At 30.0% G+C, this 16,068-nt stretch carries 16 protein-coding genes; 1 reads left to right on the top strand and 15 read right to left on the bottom strand.

Features of this window, described 5'->3' with window-relative positions; translation table 11 throughout:
* Nucleotides 1-72 precede the first annotated feature (72 nt).
* The 10 genes from T483_RS0124640 to T483_RS0124595 all read right to left on the bottom strand — a co-directional run bounded on the left by T483_RS0124640 (nucleotide 73) and on the right by T483_RS0124595 (nucleotide 11,393).
* Nucleotides 73-867, bottom strand: coding sequence for a phosphatidate cytidylyltransferase (locus T483_RS0124640; RefSeq protein ID WP_026889216.1), 795 nt, complete (start codon nucleotides 865-867; stop codon nucleotides 73-75).
* Nucleotides 868-882: 15 nt separating this feature from the next.
* Nucleotides 883-1,641 (bottom strand): isoprenyl transferase, encoded by a 759-nt coding sequence (locus T483_RS0124635; protein ID WP_026889215.1) that lies wholly within the window; start codon nucleotides 1,639-1,641, stop codon nucleotides 883-885.
* A gap of 409 nt (nucleotides 1,642-2,050) precedes the next feature.
* Nucleotides 2,051-2,608 carry a ribosome recycling factor gene (gene frr / locus T483_RS0124630; RefSeq protein ID WP_026889214.1) on the bottom strand — a complete coding sequence of 186 codons (558 nt, stop codon included), beginning with the start codon at nucleotides 2,606-2,608 and terminating at the stop codon, nucleotides 2,051-2,053.
* Nucleotides 2,609-2,618: 10 nt separating this feature from the next.
* Complete coding sequence (pyrH, locus tag T483_RS0124625) at nucleotides 2,619-3,332, bottom strand: UMP kinase (protein ID WP_026889213.1); 714 nt, start codon at nucleotides 3,330-3,332, stop codon at nucleotides 2,619-2,621.
* 110 nt (nucleotides 3,333-3,442) lie between these two features.
* Nucleotides 3,443-4,360, bottom strand: a complete 918-nt coding sequence (gene tsf / locus T483_RS0124620) for a translation elongation factor Ts (protein ID WP_026889212.1) — start codon at nucleotides 4,358-4,360, stop codon at nucleotides 3,443-3,445.
* 95 nt (nucleotides 4,361-4,455) lie between these two features.
* On the bottom strand, nucleotides 4,456-5,157 hold the full coding sequence (gene rpsB, locus T483_RS0124615) for a 30S ribosomal protein S2 (RefSeq protein ID WP_026889211.1): 702 nt from the start codon (nucleotides 5,155-5,157) through the stop codon (nucleotides 4,456-4,458).
* 515 nt (nucleotides 5,158-5,672) lie between these two features.
* Nucleotides 5,673-6,449 (bottom strand): GTP-sensing pleiotropic transcriptional regulator CodY, encoded by a 777-nt coding sequence (gene codY / locus T483_RS0124610; RefSeq protein WP_026889210.1) that lies wholly within the window; start codon nucleotides 6,447-6,449, stop codon nucleotides 5,673-5,675.
* 208 nt (nucleotides 6,450-6,657) lie between these two features.
* Complete coding sequence (topA, locus tag T483_RS0124605; RefSeq protein WP_026889209.1) at nucleotides 6,658-8,751, bottom strand: type I DNA topoisomerase; 2,094 nt, start codon at nucleotides 8,749-8,751, stop codon at nucleotides 6,658-6,660.
* 46 nt (nucleotides 8,752-8,797) lie between these two features.
* A complete protein-coding gene (gene dprA, locus T483_RS0124600) occupies nucleotides 8,798-9,853 on the bottom strand; it encodes a DNA-processing protein DprA (protein WP_026889208.1) in 1,056 nt (351 codons plus the stop codon).
* A gap of 22 nt (nucleotides 9,854-9,875) precedes the next feature.
* Nucleotides 9,876-11,393, bottom strand: a complete 1,518-nt coding sequence (locus tag T483_RS0124595; protein ID WP_026889207.1) for a YifB family Mg chelatase-like AAA ATPase — start codon at nucleotides 11,391-11,393, stop codon at nucleotides 9,876-9,878.
* A 152-nt stretch (nucleotides 11,394-11,545) separates the two neighbouring features.
* On the opposite strand from T483_RS0124595, the gene T483_RS0124590 reads away from it, so the two are divergent.
* Entirely contained in the window at nucleotides 11,546-11,917 is a 372-nt protein-coding gene (locus tag T483_RS0124590) for a YraN family protein (RefSeq protein ID WP_026889206.1), read from the top strand.
* 288 nt (nucleotides 11,918-12,205) lie between these two features.
* Here the strand turns inward: T483_RS0124590 and T483_RS0124585 are convergent, their stop codons facing one another.
* The 5 genes from T483_RS0124585 to rimM all read right to left on the bottom strand — a co-directional run bounded on the left by T483_RS0124585 (nucleotide 12,206) and on the right by rimM (nucleotide 15,724).
* A complete protein-coding gene (locus T483_RS0124585) occupies nucleotides 12,206-13,018 on the bottom strand; it encodes a ribonuclease HII (RefSeq protein WP_035790597.1) in 813 nt (270 codons plus the stop codon).
* Entirely contained in the window at nucleotides 13,005-13,868 is an 864-nt protein-coding gene (ylqF, locus tag T483_RS0124580; protein ID WP_026889204.1) for a ribosome biogenesis GTPase YlqF, read from the bottom strand. Before ylqF ends, T483_RS0124585 begins: the two co-directional genes overlap by 14 nt.
* 182 nt (nucleotides 13,869-14,050) lie before the next feature.
* Entirely contained in the window at nucleotides 14,051-14,401 is a 351-nt protein-coding gene (rplS, locus tag T483_RS0124575; protein ID WP_017210749.1) for a 50S ribosomal protein L19, read from the bottom strand.
* 116 nt (nucleotides 14,402-14,517) lie between these two features.
* Nucleotides 14,518-15,237, bottom strand: coding sequence for a tRNA (guanosine(37)-N1)-methyltransferase TrmD (trmD, locus tag T483_RS0124570; protein ID WP_026889203.1), 720 nt, complete (start codon nucleotides 15,235-15,237; stop codon nucleotides 14,518-14,520).
* Nucleotides 15,227-15,724, bottom strand: coding sequence for a ribosome maturation factor RimM (rimM, locus tag T483_RS0124565; RefSeq protein ID WP_026889202.1), 498 nt, complete (start codon nucleotides 15,722-15,724; stop codon nucleotides 15,227-15,229). Before rimM ends, trmD begins: the two co-directional genes overlap by 11 nt.
* Nucleotides 15,725-16,068 lie beyond the last annotated feature (344 nt).

Raw genomic sequence — 16,068 nt, 5'->3', positions numbered from 1 at the left:
TTGTACAATTAACGCAAAAAAATTAAGCCTTATATAAGTCATACTATATAACGCTTAATTTCTCTCTTATTTTTAAATCTTTATTATAAAAGTTAAGTAATAGAATACTGCCGCCGCCGAAAAAATTATGCTATCAAATCTATCCAGCACTCCTCCATGACCAGGAATTAAATTACTATAATCTTTTACTCCTACATATCTTTTTATCGAAGAAGCAACCAAATCTCCTAATTGTCCAAATAATCCACATAAAATACCGATAATAAAATAATTATATATCGGCATAATATTAACATATCTCTGTACTATTATTCCAAATATACCTGTAAAAACAGTCGCTCCCACAAGTCCTCCTATTGAACCTTCTATAGTTTTCTTAGGTGATACTTTAGGTGAAAGTTTATGTTTTCCGAAAAGTTTTCCGCTATAAAAAGCAGCTGTATCCGAAAGCCATGATCCTATAAATATGATCCAAACTAAAAACTCACCATGTGATTTTATATTAACCAGATACACAAAACTAAATAAAATTCCACAATATATAAAGCCTAACAATGTTAATGATGTATCAATAAAAGTGTATTTCAAATTTACAACCGGAAATATCAATAATATAAATGTTGCAGCAACAATAACATACATCATATTTTCAAAATTGTTATTCAAAAGATAATATATTATTAGCAGGATATATCCTGCACTTCTCATTGGCTTTAAGTTATTCTCTTTTAATGCATTGTAAAATTCCCAAAGAGCCATTGCTGATAATGCAAATATAAAGCATTTAAGATAAACTCCTCCAAGAAATACGAACACTATAAATGGAGCAATCATAGCAGCACCCAAATATCTATTATTAGACTTCAAAATCTAACCACTCCTCTATTTAACTTTTCCAAAGCGCCTATCCCTATTTTGATAATCCGCTATAGCTTTTCTTAAATCTTTTTCTTTAAAATCAGGCCAATTAATATCAGAATACCAAAATTCTGAGTAAGCACATTGCCATAATAAAAAGTTACTAAGTCTTTGTTCCCCAGATGGTCTAATAATTAAATCCGGGTCAGGTATCCCTTTCGTATACAAATATTTCTCTACTAACTCGTCATTAATGTCTTCTTCTTTTATTTTATTATCTTTTACATCTAAACTAATAAGCTTAATAGCTCTAACAATTTCGTCTCTGCCTCCATAATTTAATGCAAAATTCAAATTTATTTTTGTGTTATTTTTTGTAATTTCCAGAGCCTCTTCCAAAGCATCTTGACATTCCTGTGGCAATCTTGCCATATCTCCTAAAACATTCATTCTAACTCCATTTTTATGACATTCATCTAATTCTTTTTTCAGATAAGTGACCAATATTTTCATTATTGCTCCTACTTCATCTTTAGGTCTAGCCCAGTTTTCAGTCGAAAAAGCATATAAAGTTAAATTTTTTATTCCAAGTCTTGTTGCTTCCTTTAAAACTTTTCTAATGCTCTCCATACCTGCTCTATGTCCCATGCTTCTAGGTAAATTCTGTTCTTTTGCCCATCGTCCATTTCCATCCATTATTATAGCTATATGATTTGGTATGTTATTCATATCCAAGTCAAAATTTTGATTAAATTCCTTTTTTGATTTAAATATATTTAACATCTTTCTCCCCCTAGTTTATTAACGAAACTTGACTTACCCTCATATATTCTTTATATACATTATTAATACTAAACCTTTTTCATATGAAGTCAATAATAAAGTCTTTACTAATTATCCTCATTTAAACAAAATCTAATAATATGTATTACTCTTCAACAATTTCACATATATTCTACTAGTACAAACATTGAATTTCTATTTCAATTGTCATAAAAGCACTTAATTCATACCAAATCTTTTCACCCAAAATAAGTTAACTCTTATACGAGTTAACTAAGTTTATAAATTCAAGTGCTATATTTAGGCCTTTACTTATGTGCTTGTTCAAAGAATAAATTATTCCTATTTCCAATTATAAACTCCAAAATCTTACATAGGAAAAAACCTGCTTTTTAGCAGGCTTTAAAATCTAAACTGATAAGACTTCTTTTTCCTTTGCAGCAATTATAGAATCTATTTCCTTTACAACTGCATCAGTCTTCTTTTGAACTTCATCTTCAGCTTTCTTTACTTCATCTTCCGATAAATCAGCATCCTTTTTCAAGTTTTTTATCTTATCATTAGCAGTTTTTCTTATTGATCTTACAGCTACCTTAGCTTCTTCTCCTGTTTTCTTAACATTCTTAACAAGAGTTTTTCTAGTTTCTTCTGTCAATTCTGGTATTACTAATCTGATGATTGAACCATCACTTGAAGGATTTAATCCTAAATCTGATTTCAAAATAGCTTTTTCTATATCTTTCAATAGAGGCTTTTCCCACGGTGTTATCATAAGTACCCTTGGTTCTGGTGCTGAAACATTAGCCACTTGGCTAAGTGGACACATGCTTCCATAATATTCAACTTGAATTCTATCAAGCATCGTAGGATTAGCTCTTCCTGCTTTCATTGTTGATAAATCTGATTTTAATACAGATATTGTTTTTTTCATTTTTTCTTCTGCATTTTGAATAATATCCTTAATCATGATTCTCCTCCTATTTCTTTTTTACTAATGTACCTATATTTTCTCCATACATAGCTCTTCTAATATTTCCTGGCTCATCTAATCCAAATACAAGGATAGGAATTTCATTGTCCATACACAACGAAGTTGCTGTAGAGTCCATTACTTGTAATCCTTGCTCTAATACTTCTATATATGATAGTGTATCATATTTTTTTGCATCTGAATACTTATGAGGGTCTTTATCATAAACTCCATCAACTTTTTTAGCTAAAAGAATTACATCCGCTTCAATTTCAGCAGCTCTTAATGCAGCAGTAGTATCTGTTGAAAAATATGGATTTCCTGTACCAGCAGCAAATATAACAACTCTTCCTTTTTCTAAGTGTCTCATTGCTCTTCTTCTTATGAATGGTTCTGCAATTTCTTTCATTTCTATAGCAGTTTGTACTCTTGTTTTAACTCCAACTTGTTCCAAAGAATCTTGTAACGCTAATGCATTTATACAAGTTGCCATCATTCCCATGTAATCCGCAGTAGTTCTATCCATGCCTTCTCCGCTTCTGCCTCTCCAAATGTTTCCACCGCCAACTACTGTTCCTACTTCAACGCCCATATCGATTAATTCCTTAATCTCAAGCGCTATTCTTTTTGCTACACTAAAATCAAGCCCAAATCCACTAACTCCTGCTAATGCTTCTCCTGAAAGTTTTAAAATTACTCTCTTGTATTTACAATCTGCCATTTATAATTACCTCCTGAATATTTTAGGGATCAATAAAAAACCTCTTTAATAAGTATATGTACTTTATTTCTTAAAAAAAGAGAACACAAAGTGTTCTCTTTAGGTTTTAACTATTTACCGATTTGTCTTGCAACTTCTTCAGCAAAGTCTACCTTTTCAACTTCGATTCCTTCTCCTCTTTCGTATCTTACGAATCTAGTTATTTTAACTGGAGAACCAACCTCTTTAGATTTTTCATCTAAGAATTTAGTAATTGTCTTATCAGAATCTTTTACCCATGGTTGTTCTAAAAGACAAACTTCTTTAAAGTACTTTTGAATTCTTCCCATAACCATTTTTTCAACGATATTTTCTGGTTTTCCTTCATTTAAAGCTTGAACTCTGTAGATTTCTTTTTCTTTTTCCATAGATGTTGTATCAACATCATCTTTACCTAAGAATAATGGGTTTGCTGCTGCAATTTGCATACAAACTTCTTTTGCAACTTCGTCTAAAACTTCTGAAGCTTTATCGCAAGAAACTTCTACTAAAACCCCAATTCTTCCGCCACCGTGAATATAGCTACTAACTATTCCATTATCAATAGAGAATTTAGTAAATCTTCTTACTGACATGTTTTCACCAAGTTTTGCTATTAAAGCTTTTAAACTTTCTGCAACTGTTGCTTCTCCATCAAACTTTTCTTCAAGAAGTTCTTCCACTGTTTTAACTGAAGTTTCAGCTACCATTTTAGCTAACTTATCAGCAAAACCAACAAATTCTTCATTTAATGCAACGAAGTCTGTTTCACAGTTGAATTCAAGAACTGTTCCTGTTTTCTTATCATCTGAAATATATGTCTTAACTATACCTTCAGCAGCAACTCTACCTGACTTCTTAGCTGCATCTGCAAGTCCTTTTTCTCTTAAGAATTCAACAGCCTTTTCAATACTTCCTTCTGTTTCAACTAGAGCTTTCTTACAATCCATCATTTTAGCTCCAGTCATTTCTCTTAGTTCTTTAACTAATTGTGCGCTTATATTTGCCATAAATTTAATTCCTCCTCTATATCGAAAGTAATCCTTAACACCTAATAAAAGGGCAGTTGGAGTGAACTCACTTACCCTTTTACAGTTTATATAAACTACTCAGCTAATTGTTCGCCTTGTCTTCCTTCCATAATAGCATCAGCCATTTTAGCAGTTATTAATTTAACAGCTCTAATAGCATCATCATTACCTGGAATTACGTAGTCAACTTCTTCTGGGTCACAGTTAGTATCTACAATAGCAACAACTGGTATTCCTAAAATCTTAGCTTCTAAGATAGCATTTTTTTCTTTTCTTGGATCAACTATGAACATTGCTCCAACGTTTGATGCATCTAAGTTTCTGATACCGCCAAGATTCTTTTCAAGTTTTTCCATTTCGCCCTTAAGCTTTATAACTTCTTTCTTTGGAAGAACGTCAAAAGTTCCATCTTCTTGCATTTTTTCAATTTGTTCTAATTTTCTTATTCTACCTCTGATAGTTGAGAAGTTTGTTAACATTCCACCTAACCATCTGTTATTTACGAAATGCATGTTACTTCTGATAGCTTCTTCTTGTATTGCTTCTTGTGCTTGTTTCTTAGTTCCAACGAAAAGTATATCTTTTCCTTCTTCAGATACTTGCTTAACGAAGTTATAAGCTTCTTCAGCCTTCTTAACTGTTTTTTGAAGGTCTATTATATAGATCCCGTTTCTTTCTGTGAAGATATATGGAGCCATTTTAGGATTCCATCTTCTTGTTTGGTGACCGAAATGTACACCTGCTTCTAATAATTGTTTCATTGATATTACTGACATTTTGTTACCTCCTTGGTTTTTACCTCCACTATCTTCTTCTTATAAATTTCCCTTAAAATAAGGGCACCAAATCTATAAATTGGATAGTGTGTGTATTTCTTACCTTAAGTAGTATATCATAAGGTATTTATGGTATCAACAAAAATTTTTCAATTTAGACACTTAGAATTATACTTCTTAAATCTTTTTTATTTTATAAAGAGATGAGAATGCCTAATAAAATTTTATTAATCATCTTAAAGTGTTATCAAAATAGTTAAATTTTATACACAAATGGAATAAACTATAGCACAAAATCGCAAGCGACTGTGGAGCCTGAGATTTTTTCACGCATCTGCCTTTTCGAACACATGTGAGAAAAACTTGGCAGGCGAATAAGATTTCTTTTTTATTCTTTTTAAAATACAAAAACTAGTCAATCAACCTTTTTTAATTTATCCACAGATTTTATTGGAATATAAATTCCTAAAGAATAAAAAAATAGCTATAGATCATTTCTGTCTATAGCTACCTTATTATTTAATCTTTTTCAACTCATCCATTAGCTTTTCATTTAATATCCTAATATAAGTGCCCTTCATTCCAAGTGATCTTGATTCAATTACCCCTGCACTTTCAAATTTTCTAAGCGCATTTACTATAACGCTTCTAGTTATACCAACTTTATCTGCTATCTTTGAAGCCACTAAAAGTCCTTCATTTCCATTCAACTCATCAAAAATATGTTCAACTGCTTCCAACTCTGAGTATGAAAGAGTTCCTATTGCTAATTGAACTACTGCTTTTTTTCTAGTGTCTTCTGTTATTTCATCCTGCATAGCTCTAAGCATTTCCATACCTACAATTGTTGCACTATATTCTACTATAACTAAATCCTCATCGGTAAACGGATTACCGAATCTAGCTAAAATTAATGTTCCTAATCTTTCTCTGCTTCCTATAATAGGAACTATTGTCGATAGCTTATCTACCTTCTTGCATTTACCAATCTCTTGAAATACGCATCTGCCTTCGTTAGGGAGATTAGATAATGTTTCATTAACTTCCAACAATGTCTTATTATAATCTTCTGGAAATTTTTTATCCTCTATCACCTTTTTTTTCATGGCTTCACATTCAAAATCTTTACCAAAAGTATATCCAAGTACTTTCCCTTTTTTACTTATTATGTATACATTACATTCAAGAACTTCGCTTAATAATGTACATATATCTTGAAATGCTACAGGTTCTGTACCAGATTTCTGCAGAATCTTATTTAACATTCTAGTTTTAGTTAATAATGATGACATATTATAATCCTCCTTGGCAGCTGTATAACAATATTATTTAGCAAAAGAATATTATTGTTAGAAAATTCTTAATTTATTGAATTTTTTTACAGGTTGCTACCAAGACTAGTTTATCATATAAAATCTTGCTTTTCAACACTCTTTTTATTAGATTCGACAAAATAATATTACTTATTTAAATATAAAGCTGTTTTCTTCGTATTTATTTTTACTCTTCTTTTGTATCCTCTTTTTTTAATTCTTCTTTATAATTACATTCACTATTCGAGCATTGTATATAATTTCCTTTTGTTTTCGAATATTTTGCTACCATATAAGAATTACAATTAGGACATTTTTCTTTTACCGGCTCATACCAACTTACAAATTTACATTCAGGATAGCCTAAGCAACCATAGAATTTCTTTCCTTTTTTACTTTTCTTGGCTACAATCGGTTTTCCACATTCAGGACATGGAACATCCAATTCCTCAACTATAGGTTTAGCATTCTTACACTCAGGATATCCTGGACATGCCAAAAACTCTCCAAACCTTCCTCTTTTAATAACCATCATACGTCCACATTTTTCACATTTTACATCGCTGACTTTATCTTCAATTACAACCTTCGATATTTCTTTCTCAGCCTTTTCAATAGCGATCTTTAACGGACTAAAGAATTCTTCTACTATTCGGGTCCAATTCTCAGTTCCTTCTTCTACATCATCAAGCTTTCTCTCCATATCTGCCGTAAAATCAACATCAACTATTTGTCTGAAATATTCACTTACAATATTATTTACTATTTCGCCAAGTTCAGTTGGAATTAGATTTTTCTTTTCACGAACAACATAATTTCTTCCTAGAAGCGTTGAAATTGTCGGAACATAAGTACTAGGTCTACCTATGCCTTTTTCCTCTAGCAATTTAACAAAGGATGCTTCAGTATACCTAGGCTGCGGTTGTGTAAAATGTTGTGTTCCATTTAGCGAGTCTACTTTTAACTCTTCATTTTCTTTAAGCTCTGGTAATAGTACAGAACTTTCGTCTTCTTCGCTTGAGTATTCATATATCTTCATAAAACCATCAAAAGAAATTACTGATCCAGATGCTTTAAATTTGTAGTCTCCATTTGCTATATCTATTGAATTTGTATTTAATTCACAAGACGCCATTTGACTTGCAACAAATCTATTCCATATTAGAGAATACAATTTATATTGTTCTGGATTTAAATTTCCTTTAGCAATCTCAGGTGTAATTTCTACATAAGTAGGCCTTATCGCTTCATGAGCATCTTGTATATTTTTTTTGCCCTTATATACTCTAGGAGCACTTGGCAAATATTCTTTTCCATAAGTACCTTCTATAAATTCTTTCGCTCTTTCTTGAGCTTCCTCTGAAATTCTTACAGAATCAGTTCTCATATATGTTATTAACCCAACCGTACCATAATCCTTAACTTCAACACCTTCGTAAAGTACTTGTGCAATTGACATAGTTCTCTTTGTCATAAAATTCAATTTTCTATTTGCATCCTGTTGAAGAGTACTTGTTGTAAATGGTGGAAGAGGATTTCTATTTTTCTTACCTTTTTTTATGTTCTTTACTACAAAGCTTCCTTGATTAAGTTCTTCTATAATACCATTTGATGTTTCTTCATTTCCAATTTCAATCTTCTTTCCTTTATATGTTGAAAGTCTAATAGGAAACTTCTTTCTTTCTTTTCTAATTATGCAATCTATAGACCAATATTCTTTTGGTACAAATTCATTTATTTCCTTTTCTCTATCGCAAATTAATTTTAAAGCAGCTGATTGTACTCTTCCTGCACTAAGTCCCCATTTTACATTTTTCCATAAAATCGGACTTATTTCATAACCAACAAGTCTATCTAATATTCTTCTTGCTTGTTGTGCATCAACTAAATCTAAATCTATTTTTCTAGCCTGCTTTATAGATGCTTTTACAGCAGTCTTCGTAACTTCATTAAACACAATCCTGCATGTTTCATCCTCTGAAATTTTTAATATGTTGGCTAAATGCCACGAAATCGCTTCCCCTTCTCTATCAGGGTCGGTTGCGAGATAAACTTTTTCTGCTTTTTTTGCAGCTTTTCTTAGTTTATCTATTAATTCTCCTTTTCCTCTAATAGTTATATATTTAGGAGTATAGTTATTGTCTATATCAACACCTAATGTACTCTTAGGTAAATCTCTTACGTGTCCCATTGATGCTTCTACAATATAATTCTTACCCAAATATTTGCCGATTGTTTTTGCTTTAGCCGGCGACTCAACAATTACAAGTTTTTGACCCATAGTACAACTTCATAAAATTTATGAAGTATTCACCCCCTACACATTTTTAAATTGTTTTCACATAGTAATTTCCCGGTAGACAAATAATTTCACTTTTTATTTGCATTTCAAATAATAATGCGTATAAAGCTCCTCTATCAACAGATGTATTTTTAAAAATATCATCTATGTGAATTGGTGAATCTGTAATTAGCTCTAATATTTCACTTTTCTCCGGTGTAAAATTCATTGGTTGAATTTCAACATGTTCTAAACTAAGTAAAACTCTTAAATCTTCTATATCAGTACATATACTAGCACCATCTCTAATTAGTTTATTACAACCACTTGCCCCAGCATATAATATAGAACCTGGCACAGCGATAACTTTCTTCTCCTGCTGCTGAGCAAGTCTAGCTGTTATTAACGATCCGCTTTTTTCTGAAGCTTCTATAACTATTACACCTTCACTAAGACCACTAATTATTCTATTTCTTTTAGGAAAATTTTCTCTTAATGGTGCTGTCCCTAGTAAAAATTCAGAAATTACTACGCCTTTTTCTGCTATTTTAGAAAACAAAATTTTATTTTCTGATGGATAAGCTCTATCTATTCCACATCCTAATACGCATATGTTATATCCATCATTCTCTAAAGCCGTTTTATGTGCAATAGAATCAATTCCTCTTGCACCTCCGCTTATAAGCGTTATATTATTAGTAATGAGCTCCTTTGTCAAGAGTTTTGTTACAGTTAGTCCATAATTTGAGCATTTTCTCGCTCCTACTACACCTATAGATTTATTATTTATAATGTCTATATTTCCTTTATAAAAAAGGAAATAAGGAGGATTTAAAATTCCTCTCAATTTCTCTCTATATAAAGGATTAGCGTATGTTATATATCCTATATTTTCTTTATATAATGTTTCTCTTAATTTTAAAACTTCATAATGCAAATCATCTTTTTGAAAATTTTTTAATTTTTTAGATATCGTTTCGCTTTCTTTTAATATCTCCTCAAAATTATTATATACATTTTCTGCTGTTTTATATTTATTTATCAATTTTATTTTTTGAAAACTTGTTATATCAATAAGTATTAACCATAATTCATAATCCATGTATATATATCCCCTTCTAAACCTATATAATTTCTCCATTAATATTTTTCCTATAACTAAACGCTTCTAAAATATGAAACTCTAAAATATCCTTTTGATTATCTATATCTGCTATGGTTCTTGCTAATTTTATTACTTTTCCATAGCCTCTTAATGATACATTTGATGTATTGTAATATTTTTTTAAAAGCTCTGAGCATTTCTTATTAACCCTACAAATTTCAAAGATATCCTTTCCTTTTATATCTGAATTATACTTATAGACTGTATCTTTGAATCTTAGTTTTTGTATATCTCTAGCTCTAAGAACATTTTCTTTCATAATTTTCGAGTCATATGAATCTTTTTTATTTTCTATTTCATCGTAATTGAGCCTAGGTACATAATTTAATATATCAATTCTATCTAACAAAGCACTTGAAAATTTCTTAGAATATTTAGTAATTTTAGTGTTTAAATAATATTTGCTATCATTAAAATCTTTATCCTCATTGTTTTCTACTGGGTTAAAAGCTCCAACTAATAAAAAATCAGCCGGCATTTGATAATTTCCACTAAGCCTATTAATATTTACACTTTTTTCTTCAAGTGGTTCTCTTAAAGATTCAAGAGCATCTTTCTTAAATTCTAAGATCTCATCTAAAAATAAGATACCATTATGTGCAAGAGTTATTTCTCCAGGCTTTATTTCTTTTCCTCCACCAATTAAGGCTATTCTCGTAGTTGTATGATGTGGTGCTCTGAAAGGTCTACTAAGATGAGAAATCCTTGTCATAAGACCACATGCACTATATATTTTTGCAATTTCTATCAATTCCTCTTGAGACAAGGATGGAAAAATTGAAATTAATGCTTTTGCAAGCATTGTTTTACCACATCCTGGCTCTCCATAAAGAACTATATTATGCTTTCCAGCTGCTGCGATTTCTAATGCCCTTTTAGATGAATATTGCCCTATAATGTCACCATAATCTAACGAATCTAATATTTCTTCCTCTTCATTACTATCCGCCTCATAAGGAAGCATATCTTCATATGTAATATACGAAATAACTTCTTTTAAATTTTTTAATGGGTAATATTCAACATCCTTAAAATAATAACTTTCTTCTAAATTTTCGTAAGGAAAAATAAACTTTCCAATTTTCTTCCTTGCGCCCTCTATTATTATAGGTATGGTACCTTTTACCCCTTTAAGCTCACCAAATAGTGATAGCTCTCCAAATACAATATAATCCTCCAAATTCCTTCTACAAATCTGATTTGATTCCATTAGTATACCAATCGCAATTGGTAAATCTAAAAGAGAGCCAATTTTTTTCACATCTGCTGGAGCTAGATTAATAGTAATTCTTCCTAACGGAAATTCAAATCCACAGTTTACTATTGCTGCTCTAACCCTTTCTTTCGCTTCTTTTACAGAAGTGTCTGGAAGACCAACAATATTAAACACTGGTAAACCTTTAGATATATCCACCTCTACTTTTATTAAAAAACCTTCTAATCCATTGTGCGTTGCACTAATTATTTTTACTGCCATATAAATCACCTACTAAAAATTATAGACATACATTTAAATATTAATTCCATAAAAATGCATTTGTTATATTTATTTTTTAATTGTTAATAATTCAAATATGGAGTAGTAATATGACTAATTATATTTTAATAATCTAAATTGGAAGTGATATTGTGAAAAAGATACATAAAGATATAGGTAAGTTTAGCGAGGGCTTAGCAAAGGAATATTTAGAAAATAATGATTATATTATTTTAGATTGCAATTTCAAAAACTTCTTAGGAGAAGTTGATATTATATGCAAAAAGAATAATTTACTAATTATTGTGGAAGTTAAGAGCAGATATAATAATAATTATGGATTACCAAGGGAATCAGTTAACTTTTCGAAACAAAAATCTATAATAAAAGTAGCCAATTCTTATATTAATTACAAAAGATTATTTGATATTAACGTTAGGTTTGATGTCATTGAAGTTTATTTAAATTTTCAAAATACAAATTTTAAAATAAGTCATATAAAGGATGCCTTTAGGCTTAACTAATCACTTAACTTGCCTGAATCCAAATATAAATCTATCATCTCAATATTTAGAAGAACAAAATCGCAGGCGAATATATTTTCTTTTTTATTCCCTTTTAAAAGTCAACCTTCCGAATTAGCCTTTCTTATAAGTTATACACATATTGTCCATCGATATAATTTCCTAGAGTATAAAAAAATCTATAAGAATATTATTTATTTTAATATTCTTATAGATTTAGAAATCAATTTCTTTATCATAAACATATCACTGTACGCTTCATCAAAATTCTATTAACACACAATTTAATTACAATAATTTTGTCAAAAAACTATTTCTATGAATGTCGCATTTTCCATATTTCTTTAATCCCTCTATATGTTTTGATGTGCCATATCCGACATTATTTTCAAAGTCATAATTGGGATATTTTTTAGCATATTCTTTCATAAGCTTATCTCTATATACTTTTGCTACAATTGATGCCGCAGCAATACTTGCACTTTTTGTATCACCTTTTATAACAGATTTATTCTCTATGCCAATGTTCTTAATTAAATATCCATCAGATAATACTAAATCTGGCTTTATACTAAGGGAATTACAACTCTCTAAAAATACTTTATTATTTGAAAATGCTATTCCTTTCTCATCAATTTCTTCATTAGAAGAAACTGCAATCTGATAACTTAATGCTTTTTCTTTTATAATTTCAGAAAGCTCTTCTCTTTTATGTTCTTTTACTTTTTTTGAATCATTTATATATAAGATTAAATCTTTGTCTAAAACATTTATATCCAAAATAACACTACAAGCTACAATCGGACCAGCAAGAGGTCCTCTCCCAACTTCATCTACACCTGCTATATATCGATAATTTCCAAATGATTTATCAAATTCATACATTGTTTTGACTCTTTTAACTTCATTTAAATATGAATCTAAGTCTTTTTCAATTTTTTTCTTTAGCGATAACACATTTTTTCTTTTATCTTCTTTTAGCCAGTTTATAAGTTTTATATGTTCGCCATTTTTATATAAGTCAATTATAGATAACTTATGTATTTCTTCCTTAATTTCCGCAAATGATAATGACTTTATATCTTCATTAAACTGTATCATTTTCATCTATTGGGCGTTCTAATGTGATATTGCCCATTTTTCCTCCTCTGAATTCATCAAGTAGTATAACAGCTATTCTATTATAGTCAATTTGTCCTCCAGAAATTAAAGCACCTCTTTTTTTGCCTATAGCGTCTAATGTTTCTAATGGATTTTTAAAAATTTCTTTGAGTTTATATCTCTCTTTTAGCTTCTCTTCATAACTACTTTGTAATCTCTCAACGAGCTTTAAAGCTAATTCTTCTATATCCATTATTTCATCTTTTATCGCACCAGTAAAAGCTAAGTTCAAAGCCGTTTCATCATCTTCAAATTTAGGCCATAGAACTCCAGGGGTATCCAGCATTTCAATTCCAATTCCTGTCTTTATCCATTGCTTACTCTTAGTCACTCCAGGTCTATCACCTGTTTTAGCTATATTATTTCTTGCCATCTTGTTTATAAAAGTAGATTTTCCTACATTAGGTATTCCAACCACCATAACCCTTATTGTTATGTTTACCATACCCTTAGATTTCAATCTATCATGCTTTTCTTTTAATAGATCTAATAACATAGGCTTTATATTTTTAAGTCCATCACCTTTTAAGCAATTAACTTCCAATACTTTAACATCTTCTTTAGTTAAATAATTTATCCATTCTTTTGTAGCTCTACTGTCAGTCAAATCACTTTTATTTAAAAGTATTATTCTTGGCTTTCCCTCCAGTAGTTTTTCAATATCAGGATTTGCAGAACTCCTCGGAATCCTAGCATCTCTTATTTCAATTATAGCATCTACTAGTTTTAAGTTTTCTTTAATTTCTCTTTGAGTTTTTTTCATATGTCCCGGAAACCAATTAATTGCCATATGAATTCCTCCTTTTTATATTTAGATAGAACAAAATCCCAGGCGAATATATTTACTTTTATTCTTTTGGTTCTTTTCAAACCCATTTGAATAGATTATTGTATAAATTTCCCACAGATTTAAATACATTATAAATTCCTAAAGAATAAAAAAAAGGACTGAAACAGTCCCCTTTTTAAATACTATCTAGTTAATAATTCTTTAACTTTAGCAGACTTACCAACTCTATCTCTTAAGTAGTAAAGTTTAGCTCTTCTAACTTTACCTTTTCTAGCGATTTCAATTTTGTCGATGATTGGCGCATTCATTGGGAATGTTCTTTCAACTCCAGTTCCATAAGCAACTCTTCTTACAGTGAAAGTTTCTCTTAAACCACCATTTTGTTTTTTGATAACAGTACCTTCGAACATTTGAATTCTTTCTTTGTTACCTTCTTGAATCTTAACATATACCTTTATAGTATCTCCGATAGCAAATTTAGGTAAGTCAGTTCTGATTTGTTCAGCCTCTATAGCTCTAATTATTTCGTTCATTGTGCATTCCCTCCTTAACGATAATTTGACGTTCTTAACACATATGTATGACAGCGGAACGCCCGTACTAGCACAAACTTAATATTATCACATAATTTTTTATATTTCAACAAAAATTATTTATTATTCTTATTTTTTAATATTTTAATATCTTCTTTAGTTAATGTAATTTTCTTATATAAATCAGGTCTAATCTTCTTGGTCACTTCAAGAGACTTAAGTCTCCTCCATTTTCTTATATTTTCATGATGCCCAGATAATAGTATTTCAGGAACCTTATCCCCCTCAAACTCTTCTGGTCTAGTGTATTGTGGATATTCTAAAAGTCCATTATAAAATGATTCTTCCATAAAGCTCTCTTCTTTTCCCAAAACACCAGGGATTAGCCTTAATATACAATCAATGACCGGAATAGCAGCCATCTCTCCGCCAGTCAATACAAAATCTCCAAGTGAAATTTCCATATCTATATGCTTATAAACTCTTTCGTCTATACCTTCATAATGTCCACATAAAAATATAAGTCCTTCTTCTTTAGAAAGCTCTTTAGCAATCTCTTGGTTAAAAGTTTTTCCTCTCGGTCCTAAGAAAACAACCTTGCCTTTATTACTCAACTTTGCATGCCTTATAGTATCAGCTATAGGTTGAGGCGCCATGACCATTCCAGCTCCGCCTCCATAAGGATAATCATCAACCTTTTTATGTTTATTTAACGTATAATCTCTTATGTTTAGCGTATCTAACTCTACTATATTACTTTCCCTTGCTCTTCCTATTATACTATGATCAAAAATAGAAAACATTTCTGGAAATAACGTTAATATACTAATCTTCATCTTGCCATTCACCTACTGGCTTAATGATGATTTTTTTTAAATTTATATCTATGTCTAGAACTATATCTCTAAGAACCGGTATTAATAGTTCTTTAGGTTCCTTAATCCAATATACATCATTGTTAGGAGTACTTATTACGTCAAAGATTCTTCCAATTTCTTTTTCATTAGTATCATATATAGTACATTCTTTTAAATCTGAAACATAATATGTATCAGGTGGAAGTTCTGGTTCATTCTCGCGTGGTATTTCAATATACTTTTGCTTATAAGTTTCAGCATCATTCATAGAATCTACGCCTTCGATTTTTAGTATAACTCTATCTTTTTGAAATTTAACCCCTAAGATTTTCTTTTCTACTCCATCTACTAAAACAGTTTCTAGACGTTTAAATTTATTTACATCTTCTGTTAGAGGATAGACTTTAACTTCACCTTTAATTCCATGCGTATTTACAATCTGACCAATTTTAAATAAGTTTTCCACTATTTTCACCTCATTATATATATTTAATCTTAAATATATTAATTTATAAGATTAAGGCTTACCTTTATAAAAATAATTTAAAGAAACTACAATATATATTTTCTAAAAATATTCTTCTGTGACATGACTCAAACATTTATATTTATGTATCTTATCTCTATACATAATAATTTTACATCCTATGATTCTTTTAATTGAAACTTATATATTAGAATAATCGGCAACAAACATATAATTTATACATTCTATTATTAGAAATATTATTATTCATAATAACATCCCAGATTATAGACATAATAAAATAAGATTCTTGTAAAAATATATGTATCATATAGATTAAAACG

The sequence above is a fragment of the Clostridium beijerinckii HUN142 genome, assembly GCF_000621745.1.
In the GTDB taxonomy this organism is placed as follows: domain Bacteria; phylum Bacillota; class Clostridia; order Clostridiales; family Clostridiaceae; genus Clostridium; species Clostridium beijerinckii_A.
The sequence above is the reverse complement of the archived record's forward strand: the minus strand, read 5'-3'. Positions and strand labels throughout refer to the sequence as shown.